Below are 23,542 nucleotides of genomic sequence, written 5' to 3' on the forward strand. Positions count from 1 at the left end.
TTCTCCTTACCTTCAAATAGTTTCTGTAGTTTCTATAGTCTCTCCAATTAATAAAAAGAGGCGGCTTTCTGCACGACTGACTGCATCGGCAGCTGGTAAGGACACTTCTCTTCGCAAAGCGGTTTCTCTTTGCATGGATCATGGTCTGCACAGCCTACTATTCTATCCTTTTGTCTTTGGAAAAATCCGTCTCCCTTGGGGAGCAAACCAAACTTCTCTCTAAATCTACTAGCAATCATCACATCAGGGATGGAGATTTCAAGCGGGCAAGAACAATAGTTGCAGCGTCTGCAATCGTGTTGACCTAGCTCTATCGCTAATTGCTCCAGCTCCTGGCGCTCCTCGGCTCCTACTTCCTGCTCCTGCGCAGCCAAGTTTTCTTGCACTTCCTTGATGCTCACCATCCCAGAAATCGTCACATGCACGTCTTGACTGTATGGATAGCGGATGGCCCGATCAACCGGTTGAATGAACCCGCCGGATAAAGGCTTCATCGCTACTTTCATTAAATCCATCTCTGTCGCTTTTGGGATCAACTCATCAAGTGCAAACGGCTGTTTGAGATGGAACAAAATCTGCGAAAATTGCCCCTTGGCGATCCATTTCGCAAGTAAATCTGGACGGTGTCCGGAAATGCCGATAAATCGCACTTTCCCTTCCCGCTGAGCCTCAAGAGCAGCTTCATAAGCGCCCCCAATATCCATCGCTTTCTTAAACTCGCTTACATAGTTCACGTAGTGAATTTGCAGTAAATCTACATGGTCTGTTTTCATCCGAACCAAGCTTCGTTCAATCTCCGCTTTCGCTGTCTCGTAATCACGTGCCCCTGTCTTCGTTGCTAAGAAATATTCCTGTCTGCGATGAGAGATGCACTCGCCGATAATTTCCTCGCTGTTCCGGTATGCAGCTGCAGTATCGATATAATTAATCCCATGATCCAAGGCGTAATTCAATGCTTCTCTTGCCTGTTCTAGTGGTACACCTGGAAGATTCATAGCACCAAATCCAAGTGATGAAACGTTGTAGCCGGATTTACCGAAAGTCGAATATCTCAAGCCAAAATCTCCCTTCCAACTAAGAAAATCAATCATAATTGCGCTTACAACTATTGTAATACAACTCGGTCCTAGTTTCCATGATCCATGTTCCTTCAATGAGCTCTGCCGAATAAAACATACATAAACACCCCAGGCATAACTTCACATAATAGTGAAGTAAGCCTAGGGTGTTTATCTAGGGTGCTTATGTACATATTCTATTCTATTAACTCTTACTAATCCCTTTTATCATCGTTGTTTTTTGAATCGTTGTTCCGATCGCTCCAGCTCCAAGGGAAAACGGTGCTTCTATCATTTTCCGATTTCGGTTTCTGCGTTGGCTTAGCAGATGCAGATGGCTTAACCGTCGGTTTGCTTGAGCTTGTTGGCTTACTGGAAGGTTTTACAGTAGGCTTAGGCGTTGATGTCGCTCTAGGCTTTGAGGATGATTCTTTTTTGGAATCATCCTCATTGTCATCATCCGAGCGGTTCGGCTTTGGCGTTGATTTGTTGTCATTATTACGATCATTGCCATTCCTATCGTTCTTGTCATTCTTGTCATTCTTATTATCGTCGTTCTTATTATTATTGTCGTTCTTGTCATTCTTCGAAGACGTTGTCGGTGTTGGTTTCACCGTAGCCTTGCCATTATTCCCGTTCTTGCTATTGTTATTTTTATCATTCTTCTCGTTTTTATCGTTGTTCTTGTCTTTGGCCGATTTCTCGTTTTCAATTTGCTGAATTTTCTCGCTTAGCTTTCCGGATTTTTCATCTGCGATCAGCCTTTGCAGAGACGATTTATCGATCGGTTTATCCGGCTTTACCAGTTTATCAATCCCGCCGTTATCCTTTGCGAGTTGATGAATTGACACCGATTTGATGTCGTCGAGAGATACTTTCGCACCATTGTCTACCGCATTTAAATATATCGCGTACTTCCCGGCCGATACACCGCTTGCCTTCGCCTCTTGTCTTACTTCTTGCGGGGCGGCGAACGCAGTCACTTCATAATTTTTAACCTGATCGGGATGGGTTTGCTCTATATGCTTACTCACCTGAGCTTTCAGCTTTGTAGCAATGGCCTGATCATTCACATCCGTTTTTTGTTCTACAATCGTTGAGCTGATAATGATATCTGCTTCACCTCTAGCAAGTGCTCCTTGCTCGGCTTTGTCTAAAATATCGGATGTAACAGCTTCTAACGACTTGCCCTTATAGACTAACGATTGAATTAAGTCATTGCCATCTGAATTTAACCCAATTAAATCCTGAACGACTTCATCATTATCAATTCCTATTTCTACACTAGGATTGATATCAATGGTTACATAAGCAACCACTTGGCCACCTGGAACCGTTCCAGTCAACGTTGATACTAAAACAAAGCATAGTACAATTGCCGCCGCCAGTCCCGATGCAATTGCCATTTGCGGCACACGCATACGCCGCTTTACAGGTGCGTATAGTATCTCTTCCCCAACTTCACAATTCCGCGTTCCCCTCGGAAGCTTATCGAACCGACCCTCTGGATTCATGACAATAATGGAGCTGTCGCTTATTTCCATTACGATTCCCTTGTTCATGCGCTGTTCTTCCTTTCTTTATGCTTTCCTCATTCTCGAATATGTAAATAATCTCGCAAGTAAGGGTAGGGTCCGTTAAAGATGAGAGCTATCGCAATCAAATACTTACGGTTTCGCTCCAATGTTTTTCTGGAAACCTGAACTTGCTCCAGCAGCTCTTTAATCGGCAGCTGCCGTTTCGTCAGAAGAGTACGCATAAGCCCTGCATCCTGTGCTAGCGTGCGGCCGATACCGAACAGCATTTGCCTGGAATCGTCGTGTTTAGGGGATGCTTCTGTCAATTCAGAGAAATCGATATCAAAATCACTTAAACATCGGCTAAAATCAATAATTTCACTTCGCCGTTCTTCAAGTCCCTTTTGCTTTTCATAAGCTTCAATAGCTTGATGAACCTCAATTGGATTGAGTAGGTTATCTTCATCATCTTCTTGATCGAACGAGCTGTAAGGAATCTGACCTTTGAAACGCTGTTCTTTTCGTAAAAAATCAATTAATCTTCTCCGCATGACTGTTTCAGCAAAGCCTAGGAAAGACCTTCCCATTACGGAAGAATATTGATTAATTGCTTCATTAAACGCTGCTAAAGCGATACTGAATTCGTCATCTCGTGCGGGGTCGATATATCGCTTGCAGAACCTACTTGTAACTTTAGCCACATAGGGCTGGTAGTCAGCAATAAATTGATTCCTAAGTCGTAGGTCTCCTGCTTGAATTTGATGTATGGTAACCTCAAGGGAAGAGGCATGCGGTTCACTTTGTCCCTGGGATTCCTTCTTTCCAAGAAACTTTTTGAATAGTACCAGTAGCACCGTTCCACCTCACAGTATAGTAGTTTCGTCCCTATGTATAACAATTCGGGGGGTACAATTATATGTAATCAGAAATAAAAAGTAAATTTATTATACCATAGATGTTCAAATGGGCACCTAATGGCAAATAAAACCTAAAGTACGGTTTCAATTTAACATTGAATCCTTTACAATTAAGGCATGGGAGGTGTTTCATTTGGAACCCGGCAATCACTTTGGCAAGTTTCTCGAGACGTTACGAGGTAAATTGTCCTTGCGTAAAGTTGCTAGTAAAAGCGGCTTGTCTCATGCCTATATTAGGGATTTAGAGCTCGGACGTAATCGTACCACGAATGATGTCATCAAGCCATCCCCTGACACCTTGAGAAAGCTATCGCAAGCCTATCAATATCCTTACACAGATTTACTAATAAAAGCTGGATATTTAGAAAAGGACGCCTCGTCTTCGCCAACTTCCTTTCAAATCCGTTTAGATAACGTCTGGTATGTTGAGTTTGGTATTAAATCGATCCAATATGTTTCGCCTGATGGCATCTTGGAAGAGAACGTAGAATCTCTTGTGGCGTTCACGAGTTTCATAGAAGCATTAACGGATCATCATTTTGTGAAATTGGACATGCATCTTTTCGTTAATCTGAACAAAATAAAAAAGTATGCCCCCTCAGAAGGCAAACTTTATTTTCATGCTTATGAAGAAGGTCCTAGTGTCACCATCGCTGCTATGCCGCAAAAGAAATATCACCAGACTCTTCTCGAGTATGAAGCTCGCAATACAGGGTTTGTTGTGGAAGCTGAATCTAACCCCCGGCACTCATCTTTGAAAGCCAAGTTCCTTACCTAACATGACATAGATGAAGAGAACTGTTGCCATACTTAGCAATTGGATCGGCATCAGCGCGCTTAGCACGCTATCGGGATAGGAATAACGGTATATGATTCCAATAATAACAACAATAATGAAGAGATAGAAGCCAGCATTTTCCCTAGTCAGCGGTATTCTCGTATAATTCGAGAGAAAAGTAAATCCGAGCCGAAGCTTATGAATGGCAAGAAGAACGCCGCATTTCGTCATAATGGTCAAAAGCAATATCAAATTAGTCGTTAATGAGTCATCCTTGATATCTGTGTAAGCAGCAAGATCAGTTAAATCACAACAAAAGAGGACAGTCGTAGATACGATGACCGATAGAATATACCCGGATAATGCTATAATTAAAGTCGGTACAAGGCTAAATTTCCAAACCATCATAAGCAGCGAACAAATAATACTAACGTATAATAAAGGCCAATTGTCGAAATAAGCGACTATCGTTCCTGCGAGTGCAGCGAGCGTTATTTGTATCCAATATGGTTTCACTCTTTGTCTGAATAGTAATAATGCGAATAAAATCATTGGTACAAAATCAATACAGGTTAGGATAAATTTCACCCATGTAAACAAATACACGTTCCCTCATTTCTAAGCCACTCTTAAGCAGTCTACCTAATTTGAATCCACAACTAGAACTATACAAGATAACCGTTCTTTTGCCTTCAAAGTGGACTAAGTTGGCTGTTTCTGAGTATAAGTTGACAGGATGCATGCGGTCCATGGGTGAGAGGATGGGAGTGCGATGAACGTATGGGACACCGTTTCACAGTGGCCATCGTGGAAGATAACTATTGGGCAGGCAAACTACTTGAAAGTTATAGCCAACAATGCGGGCTAAGAGTCATATCAATCGTTTCTGAAGGCGAACAATTCATACAATTATACGATCAGCTTCAGCCTGACATATTGCTAGTGGACATTGGATTGGAAGGAAATTTAGATGGCATCACGATGGTTCAATCCTTGCGAAGCGCTGGATATCAGCAGAAAGTCATTATGGTTAGCGGAACGACGAACATTGACCATGTTTTGACGAGCTTTCATGATCTAGGATCCCTCTACTTTCTGTCCAAGCCAGTGATGCTGCCAAAGTTTCAAGCGGCTATTCGGAAGGCCATTACGGAGATTCAACTAGAACGCAGTCAACAGCTACAAGCACCGAAGCCTAGAACTACAACATGGATTACTGTCAAAAATCAAAAATCAGAGCTCCCTATATCTGAAGATTCCATCCTCTTCATTGAGAAAGAAGATAAGCGTTTGTCCAGAATCCATCTCATGAATGGAGCACATATGGAGTCCAGCACGAATTTAACGGATATACTGGCTCAGAGCTCCCCTCATATGTTCAGTCCGTTCAAAGGTTTTCTGGTCAATTTGCGCCATGTGGTATCGTATGTGAAAGAAAGTGGCTTCCCCACATCGAGAAGATTTCTTATTCATTTAAATCATACGCCTGTTAAGGTTCCCCTGAGCAGGAATCTTCAGAAGGATTTTGCGAAGCTTTTGCAAGAACTTCAATAAATGAGAAAAATAAAAAATAGCCACCCCTTTCCGCTAGGAAAAGAGAGTGGCTTTATCAAGGAAACCTCTAGGTGTGCTTGGAGGTTTTTTTGTTTTTCAGTTTATCTCGGCGTACACTCAGCATTTTCAATCGTTTCTTAAGCTGATCTTCCCATTCACTATCGCCAATAGATTTCGCGACCCCAAGCAGATCAAGGGCCATATCAATTTGACAGCGTACTATATCTAAAGGCTCTTCGCCTTCATGGTTGACACAATTATCATGCAATAGATGATCCTTACCATCTACATATTCCGTAAAATCCACCTCAGGAGCACCATCACCGTGAGCATACTCCGCTAGTATCTCGTATTCGTTCTCCACCAGATAGTGAACTTCAATGCGATGACATACCGGGCAAAAAAGAATGGGCACATTGTGAATTTGTGTACGAATGTGCTTCAAGGTACCTTTCGTTCCAATCATACTGGCTCCACAACAAAAACTCATGAAAAACCCTCCCTTAGAGCTTTCCGTTAGGAAAGCTTGCATCGTAAGCATAAACTTCTTAACCCGGATTAGTCCAATATATTCGCCAGAAAAGTTTGAAATTCCTTTTTTTTAGGACAGCTAGATTTTAGCAATCTACGCATATTTTTCTTTGGAAAAGCGAATGCTTTTACAGTGAAAAGGTAGTAATTAGCATTAGAAAAGAGGAATTCACCTTGAAGGCATTACCTACCGCAGGGTTCGAGGTTCCCGATCGGTATAACAAGGACATACTCCATCTTATGATCGTGGATGCACATTCGCTCTATGTTTATTGGGAAATTAGCGATAGGCGGAGATGGCTTGTTTCTCAGCATTTTGAATGCGACTATGCGTTAATGCCCAAAGTGATACGTTTGTACGATGTGACTAGCCTATATTTCAATGGCAGTAATGCACATGGATACTGGGATGTAACAACGACGTCTGAAGCTAATAATTGGTATCTTCACCATCTAGGTGCAGGACGTACCTACCTTGTGGATATTGGCACTTACACTTGGGAGCACGAGTTCATTCCTCTTCTTCGTTCCAATTGCGTCGTCACACCTAACGATACCGAAACCAAATGGGGAGAACCGATGCAAACGGTTATACCAGAAGCCCATGCCGAACGTGTCTACAATCGAATCAAGCCATATTTTTTTGAAAATATACAAGCCTACTCTCCTTATGTGAGGTGACGTTATCTCTTGATCAATCGCATCAAACCGAAGCCAGAGCTCAAGGGATATTTGGTTCTCATGCTGCATGCTCACCTTCCCTATATTCGTCATCAGGATCAGAGCGATATTTTGGAAGAACAGTGGTTCTACGATGCCATGACGGAAACGTATTTACCCCTAATTGAAGTCATGAATCGTCTAACAAGTGATAAGATAGATTTCCGCTTGACCTTCTCCATAACTCCGACTATCTTGTCCTTGTTCAGCAATCCAAACTTGCAGGACAACTATCACGCTTACCTTAGTAAGCTTATTGGGCTCGCAGAAAAGGAACAGGTTCGGTTACAAAAAAAACCTTCTCTTCTTCCTCTTGCCAGACGTTATGCAGAACGATTCCGTGAGCTTCTTACGCTATATGAAAGCTGCAAAGGAAATGTCATTGCCACATTCAAACACTATCAAGATATAGGTCGTATTGAAATTGTTACCTCGGCCGCTACGCATGGATTTCTTCCTCTAATGAAAACAGAAGAGGCAATACATGCACAGATTATGACGGCAGTTCGGGATTATGAACGTTATTTCGATCAAAAGCCTCGCGGCATCTGGTTACCTGAATGTGGCTATACGCCTGGTATTGACCGCATTTTGAAGCAGGCTGGGATCCAATATTTCTTCACCGATTCCACAGCTATCGCTTTCGCTTCACCGCAGCCGACTCGAGAATTAGCTGCCCCGCTCATGACCCCCTATGGGGTAACTGCCTTTCCTCTGGATCCGGAATCCACCAGTCAAGTCAGGAGTTCCGAAAACGGCTACCCAGGGGACTTCAACTATCGTGAATACTATAATGACATCGACCCGGCAACAAGGTTTAAATATTACCGCAACACAAGCAAAGGCAGCCACAAGGAGCCTTATCAACCAGAGCGAGCCCTAGAGAAAGCGTCTGAACATGCCGGCCATTTCCTGGCAAATCGCCAGAAGCAGGCCGCTCATTGGGAACGCTGGCTGGATCGCAAACCCCTCATCGTATCCCCCTATGATGCGGAGCTATTTGGGCATTGGTGGTATGAAGGCCCTCACTTTCTTGAGCTGCTCTGCCGCAAAATGTTTCTCGATCAGCAAACGATTAAGATGATTACACCTAGTGAATATCTAGAGGAATATCCAATAGCTGCTGTCGGAAATTTGAACGAATCTAGTTGGGGCCGTAACCACTCCGCCGAAATATGGCTGCAGGGACATAACGACTGGATTTATCGTCATCTGCATCAAGCCGAAGAGCGGATGATCGAGCTCACAACGAAACATGAGCATCTCTCTCGCCATGGTAAATTAAGCGCCAGCGTTCTGGAACGGACTTTGAATCAAGCTGCAAGAGAATTCATGCTAGCTCAAAGCAGCGATTGGGCGTTCATGATGGATGCACAGAGTGACGTCGACCATGCCATTCGCCGAACGAAGGAACATCTAGGATGCTTCCACCATCTCTGCGATCAGGTAGATCGGGAACAGGTTGACGAGGTACTTCTTACCGTTTTGGAGGAGAAAGACAACTGCTTTCCAAATATCCAATTTCGAGATTACGTAAGCATACAGCAGCTTTCCCCTATCCCTATTATTCCAAACTTGAAGGAATGGGAAACATTACTGGAGGAAACTAAACACCGTCCGAACGTATTCATGCTTGCTTGGGAATACCCGCCCAAACATGTCGGTGGCTTATCAAGAGCAGTCCATGAGCTATCGGAAGCTCTTGTCGCTCGCGAAGAAATCGTACATATCATCACAACCTTCTATGATGGTGCGCCTAGTTTTGAGAAGATGAATGGCGTTTACGTACATAGGCTCCCTATTAACCATTCCGGTGATACTCACTTTTACCACTGGACGTTCGAAATGAATCTTGCCATGACCGAACATCTTGTCAGATGGAAAGAAAACGGCGGGCGAATCGACCTTTTGCATGCGCATGATTGGATGGTTGCTCATACGGCAAGAGAAATAAAGACCAGCTATGGCATCCCTTTAGTAGCCACGATTCACGCAACAGAATGGGGACGAAATCAAGGAAATCTATACTCCGACCTGCAGCGCAAGATTCATCATTTGGAGTGGCAGCTGACTTATGAGGCTAATCGTGTTTTTGTATGCAGCTCCTATATGAAAGAGGAAGTAGGACGTATATTTAATCTTCCTTCCGATAAAGTGAGCGTACATCCGAATGGAATTCGGACTCAAAAACCAAACGTAGAGACAATGAACCGACCTCATATAGTAGCAAAGCAAGACAAAGTCATTTTCTTCATCGGAAGGCTTGTTTATGAAAAAGGCATTCAAAACCTGCTGGAAGCTCTGCCGAAAATCATTTCACAAGTCCCGCAAGCTAAGCTCATTATCGCTGGCTCTGGACCTATGGAAGGTGAGCTGCGCTCCCAGGCTGCCTTTTTAGGAGATCGCGTCTTATTTACCGGTTTTGTTGATGATGCTTATCGCACACAGCTTTATCAATCTACGGATGTTTGTGTGATTCCGAGTTTGTACGAACCTTTCGGTATCGTAGCGCTGGAAGCCATGGCCCACCGGAAACCTCTGGTACTCTCCGACACAGGCGGTTTAGCTGAAATTATTCGGCATGGTGTGGACGGCTATAAGGCTCTCCCAGGTCATGTCGATTCATTAGCTTGGCACATTACGGATATGCTGATGCAGCCAAAGCAAGCCGCCAAGATGGCTGATAGCGCCTACCAACTGCTGCAACAGCACTACCAATGGAGCCATATCGCTCAAAATATCCAGAATGAGTACCAGAAGCTTACCCACTACCAACCTGTCATTCAGGTCAAAGCAACAATTTAGCCTTAGCCACTCATTAAAGGGAGGGAACTAGAGGACGCTATTTCTATCAAAAGTGCAAAGTGCAGCATTGGGGGTAAATCATAGAAATAGCTGATTGACGTTCCCTTTGCCTACAACAATTACGGGAAAACCGCTCTTACGATGCAAGTTTTGCTAAAGAAAAATTCTAAGGAGGTACCACAAATGAAGGCTGTTATTATGGCCGGAGGCAAAGGAACGCGACTTCGTCCCCTTACCTGTCATCTCCCCAAGCCCATGGTGCCTCTTCTTGGTAGGCCCTGCATGGCCTATATCATTGAACTGCTCCAAAATCACGGCATTCAGGATATAGCAGTCACCATGCAATACAAACCTGAAGTAATACGCGACTATTTTGGCAGCGGACAAGCTTTTGGCGTCAATCTTCATTATTTCGAAGAAACAAGTCCTCTAGGTACAGCTGGGAGTGTGAAGCATGCGCACGAGTTTCTCGACGATACCTTTATTGTAATAAGCGGGGATGCATTAACTGATTTCGATTTGAAACAAGCACTCGCTTTTCATAAAGAAAAGCAAGCCAAAGCTACGTTAATCCTGACTCGTGTCAGCCATCCTTTGGAATATGGTGTTGTTATCACAAATAAAGAGGGGCAAATTACTCGTTTTCTGGAAAAACCAAGCTGGGGGGAAGTGTTCAGTGACACAGTAAATACAGGTATTTATATTTTGGAGCCTGAGATGCTGGAACGCATACCGCTGGGGCAAGAATTTGATTTCAGCCAGCAGTTTTTCCCTGCCTTGCTTGAAGAAAACAATGGGCTCTATGGATATATCAGCTCTGGATATTGGACGGATATCGGCAACCTGCAGCAATATCGTCAAACTCAGTTTGACATGCTAGACGGGAAAGTGAAGCTCGACATACACGGAACACAGATCCGCCCTGGCGTCTACATCGCAGATGATGTAGAAACAAGTGCTACCGCTCGTGTGATAGGTCCTGCTTTCATTGGGAAAGGGAGTAGGCTGGAAGACGAAGTAGAAATCGGTGAGTACTGCATCATCGGGCAAAATAATCAACTCTCCAAAGGGAGCAAATTAACGCGAAGTGTGCTGTGGGATCATAACCATATTGCTGAGCACAACGAATTGGCCGGTTCCACACTGACTAGTCGGATTATTTGTAAAGAGGCCTCCTATTTGGGGGACGGCTCGGTTGTCGGCAACCATGTGGTCATCGGTGCGAAAAGCCGCATTGAACCCAACGTAAAAATTTGGCCCCATAAACAAATTCGTGATAAGACCCGTCTTCATACCTCCTATATCTGGGGAGATAACGCAACCAAAACATTATTCAAGACAAGCGGCGTAAGTGGTATTCCAAATCTAGATTTAACACCGGAATTAGTCGCTAAATTCGCCACAGCCTATGGAGCAACCTTAGCTCCCGGCAAAACGCTCATGGTAAGCTGTGCTCCCCATACGTTCACTCGTTTATTAAAGCGTACACTGACAGCGAGCCTACAATCTGTAGGGACGCATGTTATTGATTTAGGGGATTGCTTTGCACCTGCATCTACCTTTGCTATTCGTCACTTGGGTGCTGCTGGAGGAATTCATCTCGAGTGGTCTGGCAAAGAGAACGATGTCTGCAGTCTTCTCTGTATGGACGCTGAAGGACTGCCTATTCCGAAATCAGCAGAGCGTAAAGTGGAGAACAGCTTTTGGCAAGAAGATTATGGACGGGCCACTATGAAGCAGATTGGCAGCTACAAAGAAGAAGTGCACTGGTTACAAACTTATATAGATGCTTTGGCCCAAGAAATCTCATATGAACGTGCTCATCAGTCTTCTCTTCGCATCGTCATTGAATCGAGTTCTTGGCTGCAGCCTTTCATTGTTCCATTTTTCGAAAAGCTGGGGCTTGAAGCTATCCATGTGACATCTACAAGTAGGCAGGAACCGCTTCACGTCTTTATCCCACTATCTGCTGCGAGTTTCGGTTTACGTGTTCACGATGATGGACAAACCATGCAGTTAATAACGGAAAAAGGCGAGCTCGTAGACAGCGATTTACAAACCGTCTTCCTCTATCTTTGTTACCTGCACAGCCGTCCAGGAGCAACCATTGGTGCTCCCGGCAGTGCACCCCAGCTTCTAGAAAGCATGGCCGAGGGGCTTGGCGGGAAGATCGTTCGTACGAAGGAATGGTCTCGAGCCATTATGGAAGCTACACAAGAAGCGAGGATACATCCCTTGTTCGATTCTCTCTTTGCCATTGGATTGGTGATTCTCCATTTGGAAAGAACCGGCATTCCGCTCTCGGATCTGCTCTCCTTGTTTCCTAGCTTTCATCTTCTTCGTGAACGTGTTGATTGTCCTTGGGATTCCAAAGGAGAGGTCATGCGGAGCATGATGGAACGGACGAAAGATGTACCCGTTGATCTAATCGATGGCATTAAGTTTTATCATGAGAATGGGTGGGTCCTGCTGCTGCCTGATGCCGATGATCCTGTCTTTCAGCTTGTAGCTCAATCGACGGATCCTGAACTTGCTCAGCAGCTTGTCCATTCCTATCGTGGACACATTCTAAACGCACTTGGGTAAGCATAATTATAGTATAGATGTATCCGATACGTGGTTTCCGAAGTCTACGATGAAGGGGAGAGCGGCGTGAATATGATTCCAAGCGTTTCTAGACAGATCGCTTTTGTACAGTATGACGATCAATCCTCCAGCATGACCGTGCAATATCATACCGGTTTCAAAGCATCTTATACCAATGTCAAACAGGATGAATACCTTTTGATATTTTCTTCGGTGAATCGGTACGATTCCTTAATGAGACTTACGGAAAACCGGTACATGGAAGGGCAAAATCCAACCAAGTAAGGGATATACAAGTGATCTCCCCCTTTTAGATAAGGTGGAGATTTTTCGTTTGTATGGCGCATATGCTACAATGTTGCTCAAGATCCTTGCAGCTTATTTTCCATAACTACCCTGAGAAAAGGTGAGACCGATACCTATCCAAGCTCTCTCTGTTGATCCTATGGATCGGGATACACTTCATTTGCTTATCCAGTCCCCGACCGTTCTGTTTACTTACTGGCAGCTCTCTAGCAGAAAAAAGAACATGGTACAGGAACATTTCGATACAGACTGGCAGTCACTTCAACCTACATTGCGATTTTATCATGTAACCGATCTACCTATAGATAGCCACCAAGCTGACAGTGTCTCAGAACTTCTACTTCCCCAAGGAGAATCATGCTTTGTGAGCGGGTTTCACCCAGGCCAAAGTTACTTCGCGGATCTTGGTATTCTGAATGAACAGGGGCAGTTTCTCCCGCTTCTGCGTTCCAATACGATTCAGACTCCCCCAATAGATACGAATCAAGATTATCCTTCTCACCAAATAACGAATGATCAACTAGTTACATACCGGCCTATTGCCGTTTCCTTTCAGCTAATGACGCCTGAACCTAATGAGCATTTCTCTGCCTATTCGGTGTATTCACCGAAGACCGCATACTCAGCAGATACAGAATCTGGAGGCGATACTGATTGAGCACAAACACAAACGCCAACGTGAGCACCAGCACTAATGTACAAGGCTTCGTTGCCTTGCTTTTACATGCCCATATCCCCTATGTTCGACATGAGGAAGAGAACATCACCCTAGAAGAACGATGGTTCTTCGAAGCCGTTGTCGATAGCTATCTTCCTTTGATCGAAATGATGGAGCGGCTTCTTGAAGATGAAGTGCCCTTCCATCTCACCTTGTCATTGTCCCCGACGCTTCTTGCCATGCTCGAGGATTCACGTTTAAAGATTAGGCTTCGCAGGCATCTAACCTCGCTGTGTGAACTGGCTCAGAGAGAAGTTATTCGTCTGTGGGGTCATGCCGACTTCGGGCCCACGGCAAAGCTCTATGCCGACCAGTACCATCGGCTTATGGCTTTGTACGATCGCCTTCGGGGCGATCTGATTGGTAAGTTCCGCAGCCTAAAAAGCACTGGCTGCTTAGAATTAATAACGTGCGCCGCGACGCATGCGTTCTTGCCGCTAGTCAAGAACGACTCCGCGCTGCGCACGCAGCTCGAGGCCGCCGTAACGGAATTCCGGCGGCATTTCGGGTCCGCTCCGGCTGGCATCTGGCTGCCGGAGTGCGGCTATACGCCTGCGTTGGAGCCCCACCTGCAGGCACTTGGCCTTCGCTACTTCGTAGTGGACGCCCATGCGCACGCGCAGGCTGTGATAACGCCGCAGGTGGACGCGGCGAACGCGAATGGCACTGCGAATGTAAAGAGCGCGGCGGGGACGCCGCTGCGCACGCAGAGCGGCGCCTGCGCCTTTGCTCGGGACCTCGAAGCCGGCGCCCAGGTATGGAGCGCCGAAGTCGGGTACCCGAGCGATCCCAATTATCGCGAATATTATCGCGATATCGGCTACGACCTCGGCCAAGACGGCGGGGCCGAGTGGGAGTACTTGAAGCCCTATGTGCTGCCTGACGGCGCACGCATACATACGGGCTTCAAGTACTACAGCGTCACCGGCGCAGCCGCAGGTGACGCCAAAGCGCCCTACCACCCGACGCGGGCCGCTCAGAAAGCTCAGCAGGATGCTGAGCATTTCGTCGCTAGCCGGGTGGCGCAGCTTCGCCGCCTCGCTGAGGAGCGCGAGGCGTTAGCTCTGGCCGCCGGCGACCGCGAAGCGCGGCCGGCGGAACCGCCGGTCATCGTATGTCCATACGATGCCGAGCTGTTCGGGCACTGGTGGTACGAAGGCCACCAGTGGCTTGAGGCCGTGCTGCGCGGGCTCGCTGCCGCGCGCAGCCATGAAGGCGTAGTCGTGGACACGACTACGTTAGGCGGCTATGCCGCCGCCCATGCGCCGACTACGGAAGCTAAGCTTCCCGTGTCGAGCTGGGGCCGCGGCGGCTACGCCGAGGTCTGGCTGCAGCCGCGCAGCCAGTGGGTACATCCTCTGCTGCACGCAGCGGAGGATCGTATGGTGCTTGCTGCGCAAAAGCACCCGAGCCCCGAGCTGCTCACAAAGATGCAGCAGCGCGCACTGAATCAAGCCGCGAGAGAGCTTATGCTCGCGCAAAGCAGCGACTGGACATTCATCCTAGATGCGGAAACGGTAACCACCTATGCGGCTAACCGCATAGAAACGCATTTATCCCATTTTCATCAATTACTTAACGGACTAGAAACAGCAGCTTCAGACAAAGAGCTATCCGAAATCGTGATTTCCTTAGAACGGAGATCCCCCTTTCTACCGGAGCTCCACTACCGTCTTTTCCAAACTAGCCCTTCCATAAGTTTGAATAGCTCTTTGGATAGTACTTTATTAAAATTCTCATCCAATACCAAGTCCACACCTCTGCGTATTCTTATGCTCGCATGGGAATATCCGCCGCGTGTAATCGGTGGTCTCGCCAGAGCTGTTTGCGACTTATCTAAGCATCTTGCTGCCTTTGGCCATGAAGTTCATGTCATTACGTGTCTTGCTCCCGATTGTCATCCCTATGAGCGTTCTGATGGGGTTCATATTCATCGTGTAGAGGTTCTCCAGTCCACTGGAGCCATTCACTTCCTGGATTGGGTCTTTCAAATGAATATGGCTTTCACCGATGCTATCTATCGCTTAACTTTACAAGGCATGCATTTCGATCTCATTCATGCTCATGATTGGCTTGTCTTTTATGCAGCCAAAGAATCTAAAAAAACACTACATCTCCCGCTCCTTGCAACGATCCATGCCACCGAGTATGGCCGAAATCAAGGGAAGCTGGATACCCCAGTGCAACAACGGATACATGCAATAGAAAATAAGTTAGCCGACGAAGCTGATCAGCTCGTTGTCTGCAGCCTTTATATGCAGCAAGAAGTCATTCGCCTATTTCATGTACCTATCCATAAAACGACTCATATACCTAATGGTGTTATTCCTTTTCGCGCAGCTGCTGCTTCCCTTGTGACTGTTAGTCCGCTTCTTTCTAATGCTCTTTTTAGCGGTGATGAACAGAATCGAATTATTGCTTTCCTTGGGAGGCTTGTTTATGAAAAGGGCGTGCATATCCTCATAGCCGCCATGCGGCTTGTGCTCAAACGTTACCCTGAAGCTAAGCTGATTATCGCGGGTACAGGGCCTGAGCTTGAAGCATTAGAGAGACTAGCCGCTCCGTTAAGTGACCGGGTCAGCTTTACAGGATTTCTAGATGAGACCGACAAAAATCAGCTTTTGCTTTCCGCGGAGCTTTGTGTCATTCCAAGCCTCTATGAGCCATTTGGTCTTGTAGCTTTGGAAGCAATGGCTAGCGGGACACCACTCATCGTATCTGATACAGGAGGTCTTGCTGAAATTGTGGATCATGGTATTAACGGTTGCAAAGTGCCCCCGGGGGATGCTAACGCACTAGCTTTTCAGATTGCCCAATTTTTAGAAAAGCCTGACGACGCAACCGAACTCGCCGCGGCCGCTTTGAGCAAAATCAGCGAGACCTATCATTGGGACCAGATCAGCACTTTGACAACAGAAACTTACGATAAATTGATTCTCCTTCACCCACAGCGGTCAGGTATATTCCCCAACCAGAAGGAAATAATGAAATAATATGGATAACTATGCCAGCTTGTAAGCGTGACCAGTGGGAATTTTCAGAATTTTTTCAAACAATCATTGATTCCTTGGTAATAATTAGGTAACCTATTGGCAAGCCCTGTGCTAACTATGTCCTAGTCACTAGCGAATCGAGGACGCGATATCCCAAGCTGGATACCTCAAGGACGGGTTCTGAATCGCGTGATCAAACAAACGAGTGGGGAAGTGATTTTATTGCCTAGACATCTGGTCATCGGAAACGGAAAATTTCTTATTAACCTCGATCAGCATTCCTACATGCGAGATCTGTATTATCCTTTCGTAGGCCAGCTTAACCATATTGGCGGTTATCAATGCCGTGTTGGTATATGGGTGGATGGTTCCTTCGCCTGGCTGAATGCGCCTGAATGGCAATTTAAACTTGCCTATGTGGAGGATTCGCTCGTCACCGAAGTGACAGCTACGCATCCCGGTCTTGGTGTCACTCTACTCATGAATGACGGGGTTCATCAGCGCGAGGATATTTACCTCAAACGTATCCAAATTACGAATCACAATAGTACCGTTCGCGAAATACGGATGTTCTTCAATCAAGACTTGCTCATTAATGAGACAGAAGTTGGGGATACAGCCGCTTACTATCCAGCGAATAATACGGTATTCCATTATAAGAAAGACAGATATTTTATGTTTAACGGCAGTACAGGAACCGAAGGCATTTATCAATACTCAACAGGTGTCAAAAGGTTTTATAATGCCGAGGGAACTTGGCGCGACGCGGAAGATGGGCATTTGATGGGCAATGCCATTGCTCAAGGCTCAGTCGATAGTACAATTTCTTTTCGACTCTTCGTACCACCGGGCGGCAACCAAACACTTTATTATTGGATGGGTGCAGGCACATCGCTGGAGGAAGTCAAGAAGCTCGATGCTTATGTCAAAGATAGCCACCCTGGTAAACTCCTTGACCGCGTAACCGTGTACTGGCAAAGATGGGCAAACAAAATTGAACGCGATTACGGCGATCTGCCGCTCGAAGTCCAACGGCTTTTCAAACAAAGTCTACTGCTTGTCAGGACCCAAACGGATGTAAACGGTGCGATCATCGCTGCGAACGATTCCGATATCATGCAAAGCAATCGCGATCATTACAGTTATATGTGGCCTCGGGACGGCGCTTTAATTGCTTATGCCATGTCCATGGCCGGCTACCAAGGTATGATTATTCCTTTCTTTAACTTCTGTGCGAACGTGCTGTCACCCGAAGGTTACTTGCATCATAAATACAATCCGGACGGCACCGTAGGCTCAAGTTGGCATCCATACATTCATTCCGGACGGGTACAGCTTCCTATTCAAGAAGATGAGACTGCCCTTGTGCTATATGCCCTTTGGCAGGATTTCCAGAAAAATGGAAGCCTCGAATTCGCCCAATCCCTCTATCGCAATCTCATTCGCAGAGCGGCCAGATTCATGTCCACTTACATTGATCAGGAATTGAACTTGCCGAAGCCAAGTTATGATTTGTGGGAAGAGCGTTACGGTATATTTACGTTTACCGCTTCAGCGGTTTATGGCGGACTTATTGCCGCTTCCAACTTCAGCAACCTGTTCGGGGATGAAGAGCGAAGCAATCGTTACAAGCATACAGCGGAGAAAATCAAATCCGGTATCCTCAAGCATCTGTGGGACGAAGGAGAACAAAGATTCGTTCGCGGCTTGTACATGGAAGATGGCGAATGGGTGAAGGATATGACGCTCGAAAGCTCCGTTTACGGCATCTTTGAATTCGGCGTTCTGCCTGCTGATGATGATCGTGTAGTGAGTACGATGAAAGCCAACAAAGCTGGACTCATGATCAAAACCGAAGTCGGAGGTTCCGCTCGTTATCATCACGACTATTATTTCCAACGCTCCACGGATATTGAGAACGTGCCAGGTAACCCTTGGATTATTTGTACACTGTGGATTGCCGAATGGGAAATCGAGTGCGCCAAGTCACTGGCGGATCTCGAAGCACCGCGTCAAACCCTTGAATGGGTCGTCAAACACGCCATGGAAAGCAGCGTTCTGTCGGAACAATTAGACCCTTTCACAGGTGAACCCGTATCCGTTGCTCCACTCACTTGGTCGCATGCCACTTATGTGCTGACCGTCGTGAAGTACTTGAACAAATATAAACAGCTTACCAAGTGAAAAAAGCTTTAACATATTTTAACCTCCCATGGATTTGAACATTTGTTCATTTCGGGAGGTTTTTTTATTTCATTTTGAGAACAAAATCTCCTCGCGTTCTCAGTTGACATCTCTTTTTCCAATATGTTACACTTCTTTTGTACTGACCAGTCAGTTTTACCATGATTGATGAAAGGCGGATCTCCTTGAGTAAAGAGAAAATTATCCAGACAGCGGTTGAAGTATTTTCAGAAAACGGTTACCATCGAGCAAGTATGGATGAAATTGCCATGAGAGCAAATGTCGCCAAAGGTACGCTTTACTATCACTTTCCAGGTAAAGCCCAATTGTTTAAGACGCTTGTTAAAGATGGTTTTCAGGAGATTATTGATAAAGTTCAGACCGATCTTAAAGCCAATCTTACTTTGGAAGAACAAATCAAAAGGATCATTAGGCACAACCTCGATCTGTTTTTGGAATCAAGCAGTTTAGCGCATATCGTTTTCAATGAACTATCCAACGGCATCGATCAGGAAGTGCTTGAAGAACTGAAGAAACTAAGGATTGATTACATTCATTTTCTTGCCAACGTCTTGGAAGAAGGAAAGCAAGAAGGCGTGCTTCGAGATGTTAACTGCAATTTGGCCGCGGCGGGGATCGTTGGGATGCTCGACAGCGCAAGTAATTATTTTTTGAACAACAACAATGAATTGTCTCGTGATCATATTGAACAATTCTTTTATACGATCATTACATCAGGTTTGTTTATGACTAGCGGTGAGTAACCGCCCTTTTTTTGGGGGATTATTATACTGACTAGTCAGTTCAAATAAAATGAGATGGAAGCGATGGTGAATCTTATGAATTGGAGAACGGCTAATGAATTGATACCTTTGTCTTATTTTAAAGAAATGCGTGCCTCTTCCCCCGTATCGTTTAAAAAGGAGAACGATTCCTGGGACGTTTTCAAATACGAAGACGTCAAAACGATATTTTCCGATCATGAGCATTTTTCTTCGCAAGGTGTAGGAACGATGAAAGATCCGATTGAAGCGAGTGTTCTAAGACAGGATCCGCCTAAACATCGGCAGTTGCGAATGCTCGTTTCTCAAGCTTTTGTTCCTCGGGTCATCGAAGGAATGACGCCAAAGATTGAGGCGATAGCGAGTACGTTGTGTGACCAAATGGAAGCAAGCGGTAAGATGGATGGGCTCCATGATTTTGCAAGTCCGCTGCCGATTATCGTCATTGCCGAAATGCTAGGTATTCCTCAGGAAGATCGAGAGCGTTTCAAAGAATGGTCGGATGCGTTGGTCGGAAACAACTCCGAGCGATATTATCAATGCCAAGAAGAGATGAGCGTCTATTTTACCGCTATAGCGGATCAGAGACGGCTTGAGCCGCAGGATGATCTGATTAGCCGTCTCGTCCGCGCGAAGGCAGATGGGGAACAATTAAGCGATCTGGAAGTGATCGGCTTCTGCATCCTGCTGCTTGTAGCGGGAAATGAAACCACAACCAACCTAATTTCCTCAGCACTTCTCCTTATCGATAGCCATGCAGATGTAAAAGAGCAGCTTTTGGCGGATCGATCCTTGGTCCCACAGGCTCTTGAGGAAGTTCTTCGTTATTGTTCACCTGTTCAAACAATGATTCGAACGGTAAAAAAGACCACAGTTCTACGTGGGCAAACACTTACTCCCGGACAAATGGTCAACATCTGGATGGGCTCGGCCAACCATGACGAAGACATATTCGAGCGCCCGAACCTCTTCGACATCCACCGGAATCCTAATCCCCATCTTGCTTTTGGTCACGGAATTCACTTCTGCTTAGGAGCGCAATTAGCTCGTTTGGAAAGTAAAATTGCTATTCAAACATTTCTTAACCGATTCCCTGAGTTCCACCTCGATCGCTCTCATGTGTTGGAGAGGATCGACAGTTGGATGATGTTTGGAATCAAACAAATGCCTATTATTTTGCGGTAATCATTTTACTAACATCAGGCCACAAACTAGATACGCTTCCTAAAGTATTGATGGTGACATCTACTGTACATCATGCTGAACTCAAAGTTTAGAATCGTATAACAAAAAGACGAACTGCTATCCTCAGATAACGGCTCGTCTTTAAGTCATTTTACCCAATAGCACCGGTAACAACTATATTTTTAATTGATTTACTTTCGATTTGAACGGCTCCATGCACTGCTTCCACCGCTCCAGTTCATTCGTGCAAACCCAAATATGCGGGTATTGGGAGCGTATATCATGCATATCTTGCTCATCGTCAATCGTCCACGCTATCAATTGAATGCCCTGCTCATCGCAGCGTTGAACAAATTCGTCCGTCAAATATATATATTTGACAGAAACGTATCGGGCGTCAATTTGCTTGGCAAGCGGGAAGACAGCAGGCGTTGCTCCGTAAAGAACTAGCCCAAGCTCGATCTCGCGTGATAATTCACGCATCCGGACGATCGAATAATGATCGAAGGATGTCACGAATACTTGATCAAGAGCATCACAAGAACGTACCACATCAAGTACTTTCTGTTCCAGTCCCGGGTACAGGTTGCCGCTCTGCTTCAGTTCAATGTCTACTTTGGCTTTTCCATTGGCCAACTGCAGCACTTCTTCGAGCGTCGGGATCTGTTGACCGCCTCCGGCGTCCAATTTCCGCAGCTCGTCGAACGTGAAATCCACCACTCGGCCCTTGCCGTTTGTCGTTCTGTTGACCGTCGTATCATGAATAACGACAGGTACGCCGTCTTTGGTTAACTGTACATCCAACTCCAAATGACTATACGATAAGTCTAAAGCTGCTTGAAAAGATGCAAGCGTATTCTCAGGAACCTTCCTCGGGTATCCTCTATGGGCCAGGCCTAGAATCATTGCAGCTCATCCTCCTCAGTTTGATAATGAAGTTGAATTAAATCATCGAACTTCCAATATCATACATGAATTGTTCGCAGCTTGCCACCCAGGTCTTACTCCTGAAGCGGCAGGACTTGAATCCTGTCCAGCGCGTAGCTGGAAGAAGTTTTGTACTTGGTTGCACCCGACTCAAATAGGATATACAGCTGTCCATTCGTTTCAAACAACCCTTCGGACATGGGGGGTGCTTCCATTTTACTTTTCAAGCTTTTGCTGTCCAGGAACCAGACGGGAACATCTTTGCCCCGAACCGACACTGTGGTATGCGGTTTGTCTACAGTCATACTATTGACGAAACGGTACAGTGTACTTGCATTATTGCGACCGGATGATTGACTGAGCCATATGCCGTCCTTTGTAACAAACATGCCTTGAATGCTGCCCGGCAGCGACATAATATAGTCCGGAACAGCAGGTGTCGACCCCTGCTCTTTTGCTACAGGCAGGTCTGTCTCTGCATCCAGCTTATAGCCGACCGACCATGCTCTGTGTTCTTTATCATCGCGATTCGTCATGTAGTGTGACTTATCCGTCGGGTAGTCAGTGCCTTGAGCAAATTCGCCGATCCATAAGACGCCGTCCGCGTAAGTAGTAAATGAGGCACGCGTATCGTTTTTCACTGAACCATTGAAAGTAAGCTTACCGTTATCCGCTTTTAGGATATCTTCCGTATTGAAAAAGTTCACATCTTTTTCCGAAGAAATCCAGATATGCTTCCGACTTGCCGTGATCCCCCCGGCATGCCCCGTGTACGGAGTGCCATCGCTTTTATAAAGCTCAAGCGCCTTAACCATTTTTCCGGTACCGACGTCTATTACTGTTAGCAAGCTCGGCTTGCCATCTTCTCTGTAGTACGACACCAGGATCCATTTAAGGTCTTCCAAGTAGACCATGCCTTGCGGGATGGCATTTTGTTTTAATGCAGGGACGATGGGTCCCTGCGTTGCTTTTTGCAAAAAGTCTTTGATCTCCGGCATGTCGACGCGGATTTTAATACCCGCTTCTTCTTGTGTAATAGCAGCGGAAGTCGCTGCAGTCTGGCTGTTGCCAGACTTATTCGCCCCTCCGCTGGCAGCTCCGGCTTCTGCGGCCGGTTTCGTCGACGCTGCAGGCGTGGTCGAAACCGATGAAGCCCCCTGTTGGCAGCCGGTTACCATTAACGCCGATAATCCTGCAATGAGAACAATCCATGCCGTTCGCTTCATCGCCCTGCCCCCACATTAGCCGTATGCGATAACAAATTCCTCAGCTTGCCTGGATAATCCGTGATAATTCCCGAGACGCCATAATCAATCAACTTCGCCATATTTTCTTCGTCATTGACCGTGTAAGCAAATACATGAAGACCATGTGCAACCGCTTCACGCACATCTTCAGCGACGATTCGAGTATGCTTGGGATGCAGTGAGTATACCGGCGTCCCTAAGCCTGCCGCTAACTGGTTATGCTGCCCTGGGGTAAAGTCATACAGAAGACCGATCTTGATTTCCGGCTCAAGAAGCTTCAGAAACACCAAACACTTATGGTCGAATGATGAAACAACGACATTGTGAATGCGATTCTTGCGTCTCATGAGTTCCACCAAAGCAGGCTCTAATTTACGCCCATAGGAATATTTGACTTCCACATTAATCATGATATTCGCCGGTACGAGATCGAATACTTCTTCCAACAGCGGCACACGCTCACCCGCATACTTCTCATGAAACCATCGACCAGCATCAGCTTGCTTCAGCTCCGCGAGCGTCAATTCGTTCACTTTACCGCTTATGTCCGTCGTCCGGTGCATTGTATCGTCATGAATAACGACGATTTCTCCATCCTTGGACAAATGAATATCCAATTCAATCGCGTCGCAGCCTTGCTCAAGTCCGAGACGGAAAGCCGCCATCGTATTTTCCGGCGCTTCCCCTTTCGCTCCACGATGCGCGATGACTAACAGTGGTTGTTTTGTCATGAT

Annotated in this window: 19 protein-coding genes; 11 read left to right on the plus strand and 8 right to left on the minus strand. The window is 46.0% G+C overall.

Annotated elements, in window-relative coordinates; all coding sequences use genetic code 11:
- Positions 1–47: 47 nt before the first annotated feature.
- From QFZ78_RS17365 to sigI, 3 genes are all read right to left on the minus strand, one after another.
- A complete protein-coding gene (locus tag QFZ78_RS17365; RefSeq protein WP_307549403.1) occupies positions 48–1,055 on the minus strand; it encodes an aldo/keto reductase in 1,008 nt (335 codons plus the stop codon).
- 218 nt (positions 1,056–1,273) lie between these two features.
- Positions 1,274–2,620 (minus strand): anti-sigma factor domain-containing protein, encoded by a 1,347-nt coding sequence (locus QFZ78_RS17370; protein WP_307549405.1) that lies wholly within the window; start codon positions 2,618–2,620, stop codon positions 1,274–1,276.
- A 29-nt stretch (positions 2,621–2,649) separates the two neighbouring features.
- Positions 2,650–3,429 (minus strand): RNA polymerase sigma factor SigI, encoded by a 780-nt coding sequence (sigI, locus tag QFZ78_RS17375; protein WP_307549407.1) that lies wholly within the window; start codon positions 3,427–3,429, stop codon positions 2,650–2,652.
- Positions 3,430–3,625: 196 nt separating this feature from the next.
- Between sigI and QFZ78_RS17380 the strand changes: the two genes are divergently transcribed.
- Positions 3,626–4,270, plus strand: coding sequence for a helix-turn-helix domain-containing protein (locus QFZ78_RS17380; protein WP_307549409.1), 645 nt, complete (start codon positions 3,626–3,628; stop codon positions 4,268–4,270).
- Here the strand turns inward: QFZ78_RS17380 and QFZ78_RS17385 are convergent.
- Positions 4,241–4,870: a hypothetical protein gene (locus QFZ78_RS17385; protein WP_307549410.1), complete on the minus strand. Its 630-nt coding sequence runs from the start codon at positions 4,868–4,870 to the stop codon at positions 4,241–4,243. The genes QFZ78_RS17380 and QFZ78_RS17385 overlap by 30 nt on opposite strands.
- A 180-nt stretch (positions 4,871–5,050) precedes the next feature.
- Between QFZ78_RS17385 and QFZ78_RS17390 the strand changes: the two genes are divergently transcribed.
- A complete protein-coding gene (locus QFZ78_RS17390) occupies positions 5,051–5,824 on the plus strand; it encodes a LytR/AlgR family response regulator transcription factor (protein ID WP_307549412.1) in 774 nt (257 codons plus the stop codon).
- Positions 5,825–5,891: 67 nt separating this feature from the next.
- On the opposite strand, the gene QFZ78_RS17395 is transcribed toward QFZ78_RS17390, so the two are convergent.
- On the minus strand, positions 5,892–6,314 hold the full coding sequence (locus tag QFZ78_RS17395) for a hypothetical protein (RefSeq protein ID WP_307549413.1): 423 nt from the start codon (positions 6,312–6,314) through the stop codon (positions 5,892–5,894).
- Between the two features lie 215 nt (positions 6,315–6,529).
- On the opposite strand from QFZ78_RS17395, the gene QFZ78_RS17400 reads away from it, so the two are divergent.
- The 9 genes from QFZ78_RS17400 (at position 6,530) to QFZ78_RS17440 (ending at position 20,634) form a co-directional block, all read left to right on the plus strand.
- The gene (locus QFZ78_RS17400; protein WP_307549415.1) at positions 6,530–7,036 is read left to right on the plus strand and encodes a DUF4912 domain-containing protein; all 507 of its coding nucleotides are present in this window, start codon (positions 6,530–6,532) and stop codon (positions 7,034–7,036) included.
- A 9-nt stretch (positions 7,037–7,045) separates the two neighbouring features.
- Entirely contained in the window at positions 7,046–9,880 is a 2,835-nt protein-coding gene (locus QFZ78_RS17405) for a 1,4-alpha-glucan branching protein domain-containing protein (protein ID WP_307549417.1), read from the plus strand.
- Between the two features lie 183 nt (positions 9,881–10,063).
- The gene (locus QFZ78_RS17410; protein WP_307549419.1) at positions 10,064–12,466 is read left to right on the plus strand and encodes a sugar phosphate nucleotidyltransferase; all 2,403 of its coding nucleotides are present in this window, start codon (positions 10,064–10,066) and stop codon (positions 12,464–12,466) included.
- 72 nt (positions 12,467–12,538) lie between these two features.
- A complete protein-coding gene (locus QFZ78_RS17415) occupies positions 12,539–12,751 on the plus strand; it encodes a hypothetical protein (RefSeq protein ID WP_052228876.1) in 213 nt (70 codons plus the stop codon).
- A 160-nt stretch (positions 12,752–12,911) separates the two neighbouring features.
- Positions 12,912–13,430 (plus strand): DUF4912 domain-containing protein, encoded by a 519-nt coding sequence (locus QFZ78_RS17420; protein ID WP_307555755.1) that lies wholly within the window; start codon positions 12,912–12,914, stop codon positions 13,428–13,430.
- Positions 13,427–16,483, plus strand: coding sequence for a 1,4-alpha-glucan branching protein domain-containing protein (locus QFZ78_RS17425; protein WP_307549422.1), 3,057 nt, complete (start codon positions 13,427–13,429; stop codon positions 16,481–16,483). The genes QFZ78_RS17420 and QFZ78_RS17425 overlap by 4 nt, the downstream gene beginning before the upstream one ends.
- A 222-nt stretch (positions 16,484–16,705) precedes the next feature.
- Positions 16,706–18,667 carry a glycoside hydrolase family 15 protein gene (locus tag QFZ78_RS17430; RefSeq protein WP_307555757.1) on the plus strand — a complete coding sequence of 654 codons (1,962 nt, stop codon included), beginning with the start codon at positions 16,706–16,708 and terminating at the stop codon, positions 18,665–18,667.
- A gap of 185 nt (positions 18,668–18,852) precedes the next feature.
- Positions 18,853–19,431 (plus strand): TetR/AcrR family transcriptional regulator, encoded by a 579-nt coding sequence (locus tag QFZ78_RS17435; protein ID WP_307549424.1) that lies wholly within the window; start codon positions 18,853–18,855, stop codon positions 19,429–19,431.
- A 63-nt stretch (positions 19,432–19,494) separates the two neighbouring features.
- Positions 19,495–20,634, plus strand: a complete 1,140-nt coding sequence (locus tag QFZ78_RS17440) for a cytochrome P450 (protein WP_307549427.1) — start codon at positions 19,495–19,497, stop codon at positions 20,632–20,634.
- A gap of 174 nt (positions 20,635–20,808) precedes the next feature.
- On the opposite strand, the gene QFZ78_RS17445 is transcribed toward QFZ78_RS17440, so the two are convergent.
- From QFZ78_RS17445 to QFZ78_RS17455, 3 genes are all read right to left on the minus strand, one after another.
- Positions 20,809–21,540, minus strand: a complete 732-nt coding sequence (locus QFZ78_RS17445) for a glycerophosphodiester phosphodiesterase (protein ID WP_307549428.1) — start codon at positions 21,538–21,540, stop codon at positions 20,809–20,811.
- Positions 21,541–21,635: 95 nt separating this feature from the next.
- Positions 21,636–22,787: a hypothetical protein gene (locus tag QFZ78_RS17450; RefSeq protein ID WP_307549429.1), complete on the minus strand. Its 1,152-nt coding sequence runs from the start codon at positions 22,785–22,787 to the stop codon at positions 21,636–21,638.
- Entirely contained in the window at positions 22,784–23,539 is a 756-nt protein-coding gene (locus QFZ78_RS17455) for a glycerophosphodiester phosphodiesterase (RefSeq protein ID WP_307549430.1), read from the minus strand. The genes QFZ78_RS17450 and QFZ78_RS17455 overlap by 4 nt, the downstream gene beginning before the upstream one ends.
- Between the last annotated feature and the right edge of the window lie 3 nt (positions 23,540–23,542).

The sequence above is a fragment of the Paenibacillus sp. V4I5 genome (assembly GCF_030817255.1).
Taxonomy (GTDB): Bacteria; Bacillota; Bacilli; order Paenibacillales; family NBRC-103111; genus Paenibacillus_E.

Excerpts from the sequence above, each read along its gene's own strand:
- QFZ78_RS17390 (WP_307549412.1), top strand. The coding sequence starts at position 5,051 with ATGGGACACCGTTTCACAGTGGCCATCGTGGAAGATAACTATTGGGCA.
- QFZ78_RS17420 (WP_307555755.1), top strand. The coding sequence starts at position 12,912 with ATGGATCGGGATACACTTCATTTGCTTATCCAGTCCCCGACCGTTCTG.
- QFZ78_RS17445 (WP_307549428.1), bottom strand. The coding sequence starts at position 21,540 with ATGATTCTAGGCCTGGCCCATAGAGGATACCCGAGGAAGGTTCCTGAG.
- QFZ78_RS17450 (WP_307549429.1), bottom strand. The coding sequence starts at position 22,787 with ATGAAGCGAACGGCATGGATTGTTCTCATTGCAGGATTATCGGCGTTA.
- QFZ78_RS17440 (WP_307549427.1), top strand. The coding sequence starts at position 19,495 with ATGGTGAATCTTATGAATTGGAGAACGGCTAATGAATTGATACCTTTG.
- QFZ78_RS17370 (WP_307549405.1), bottom strand. The coding sequence starts at position 2,620 with ATGAACAAGGGAATCGTAATGGAAATAAGCGACAGCTCCATTATTGTC.
- QFZ78_RS17455 (WP_307549430.1), bottom strand. The coding sequence starts at position 23,539 with ATGACAAAACAACCACTGTTAGTCATCGCGCATCGTGGAGCGAAAGGG.
- QFZ78_RS17415 (WP_052228876.1), top strand. The coding sequence starts at position 12,539 with ATGATTCCAAGCGTTTCTAGACAGATCGCTTTTGTACAGTATGACGAT.
- QFZ78_RS17410 (WP_307549419.1), top strand. The coding sequence starts at position 10,064 with ATGAAGGCTGTTATTATGGCCGGAGGCAAAGGAACGCGACTTCGTCCC.
- QFZ78_RS17395 (WP_307549413.1), bottom strand. The coding sequence starts at position 6,314 with ATGAGTTTTTGTTGTGGAGCCAGTATGATTGGAACGAAAGGTACCTTG.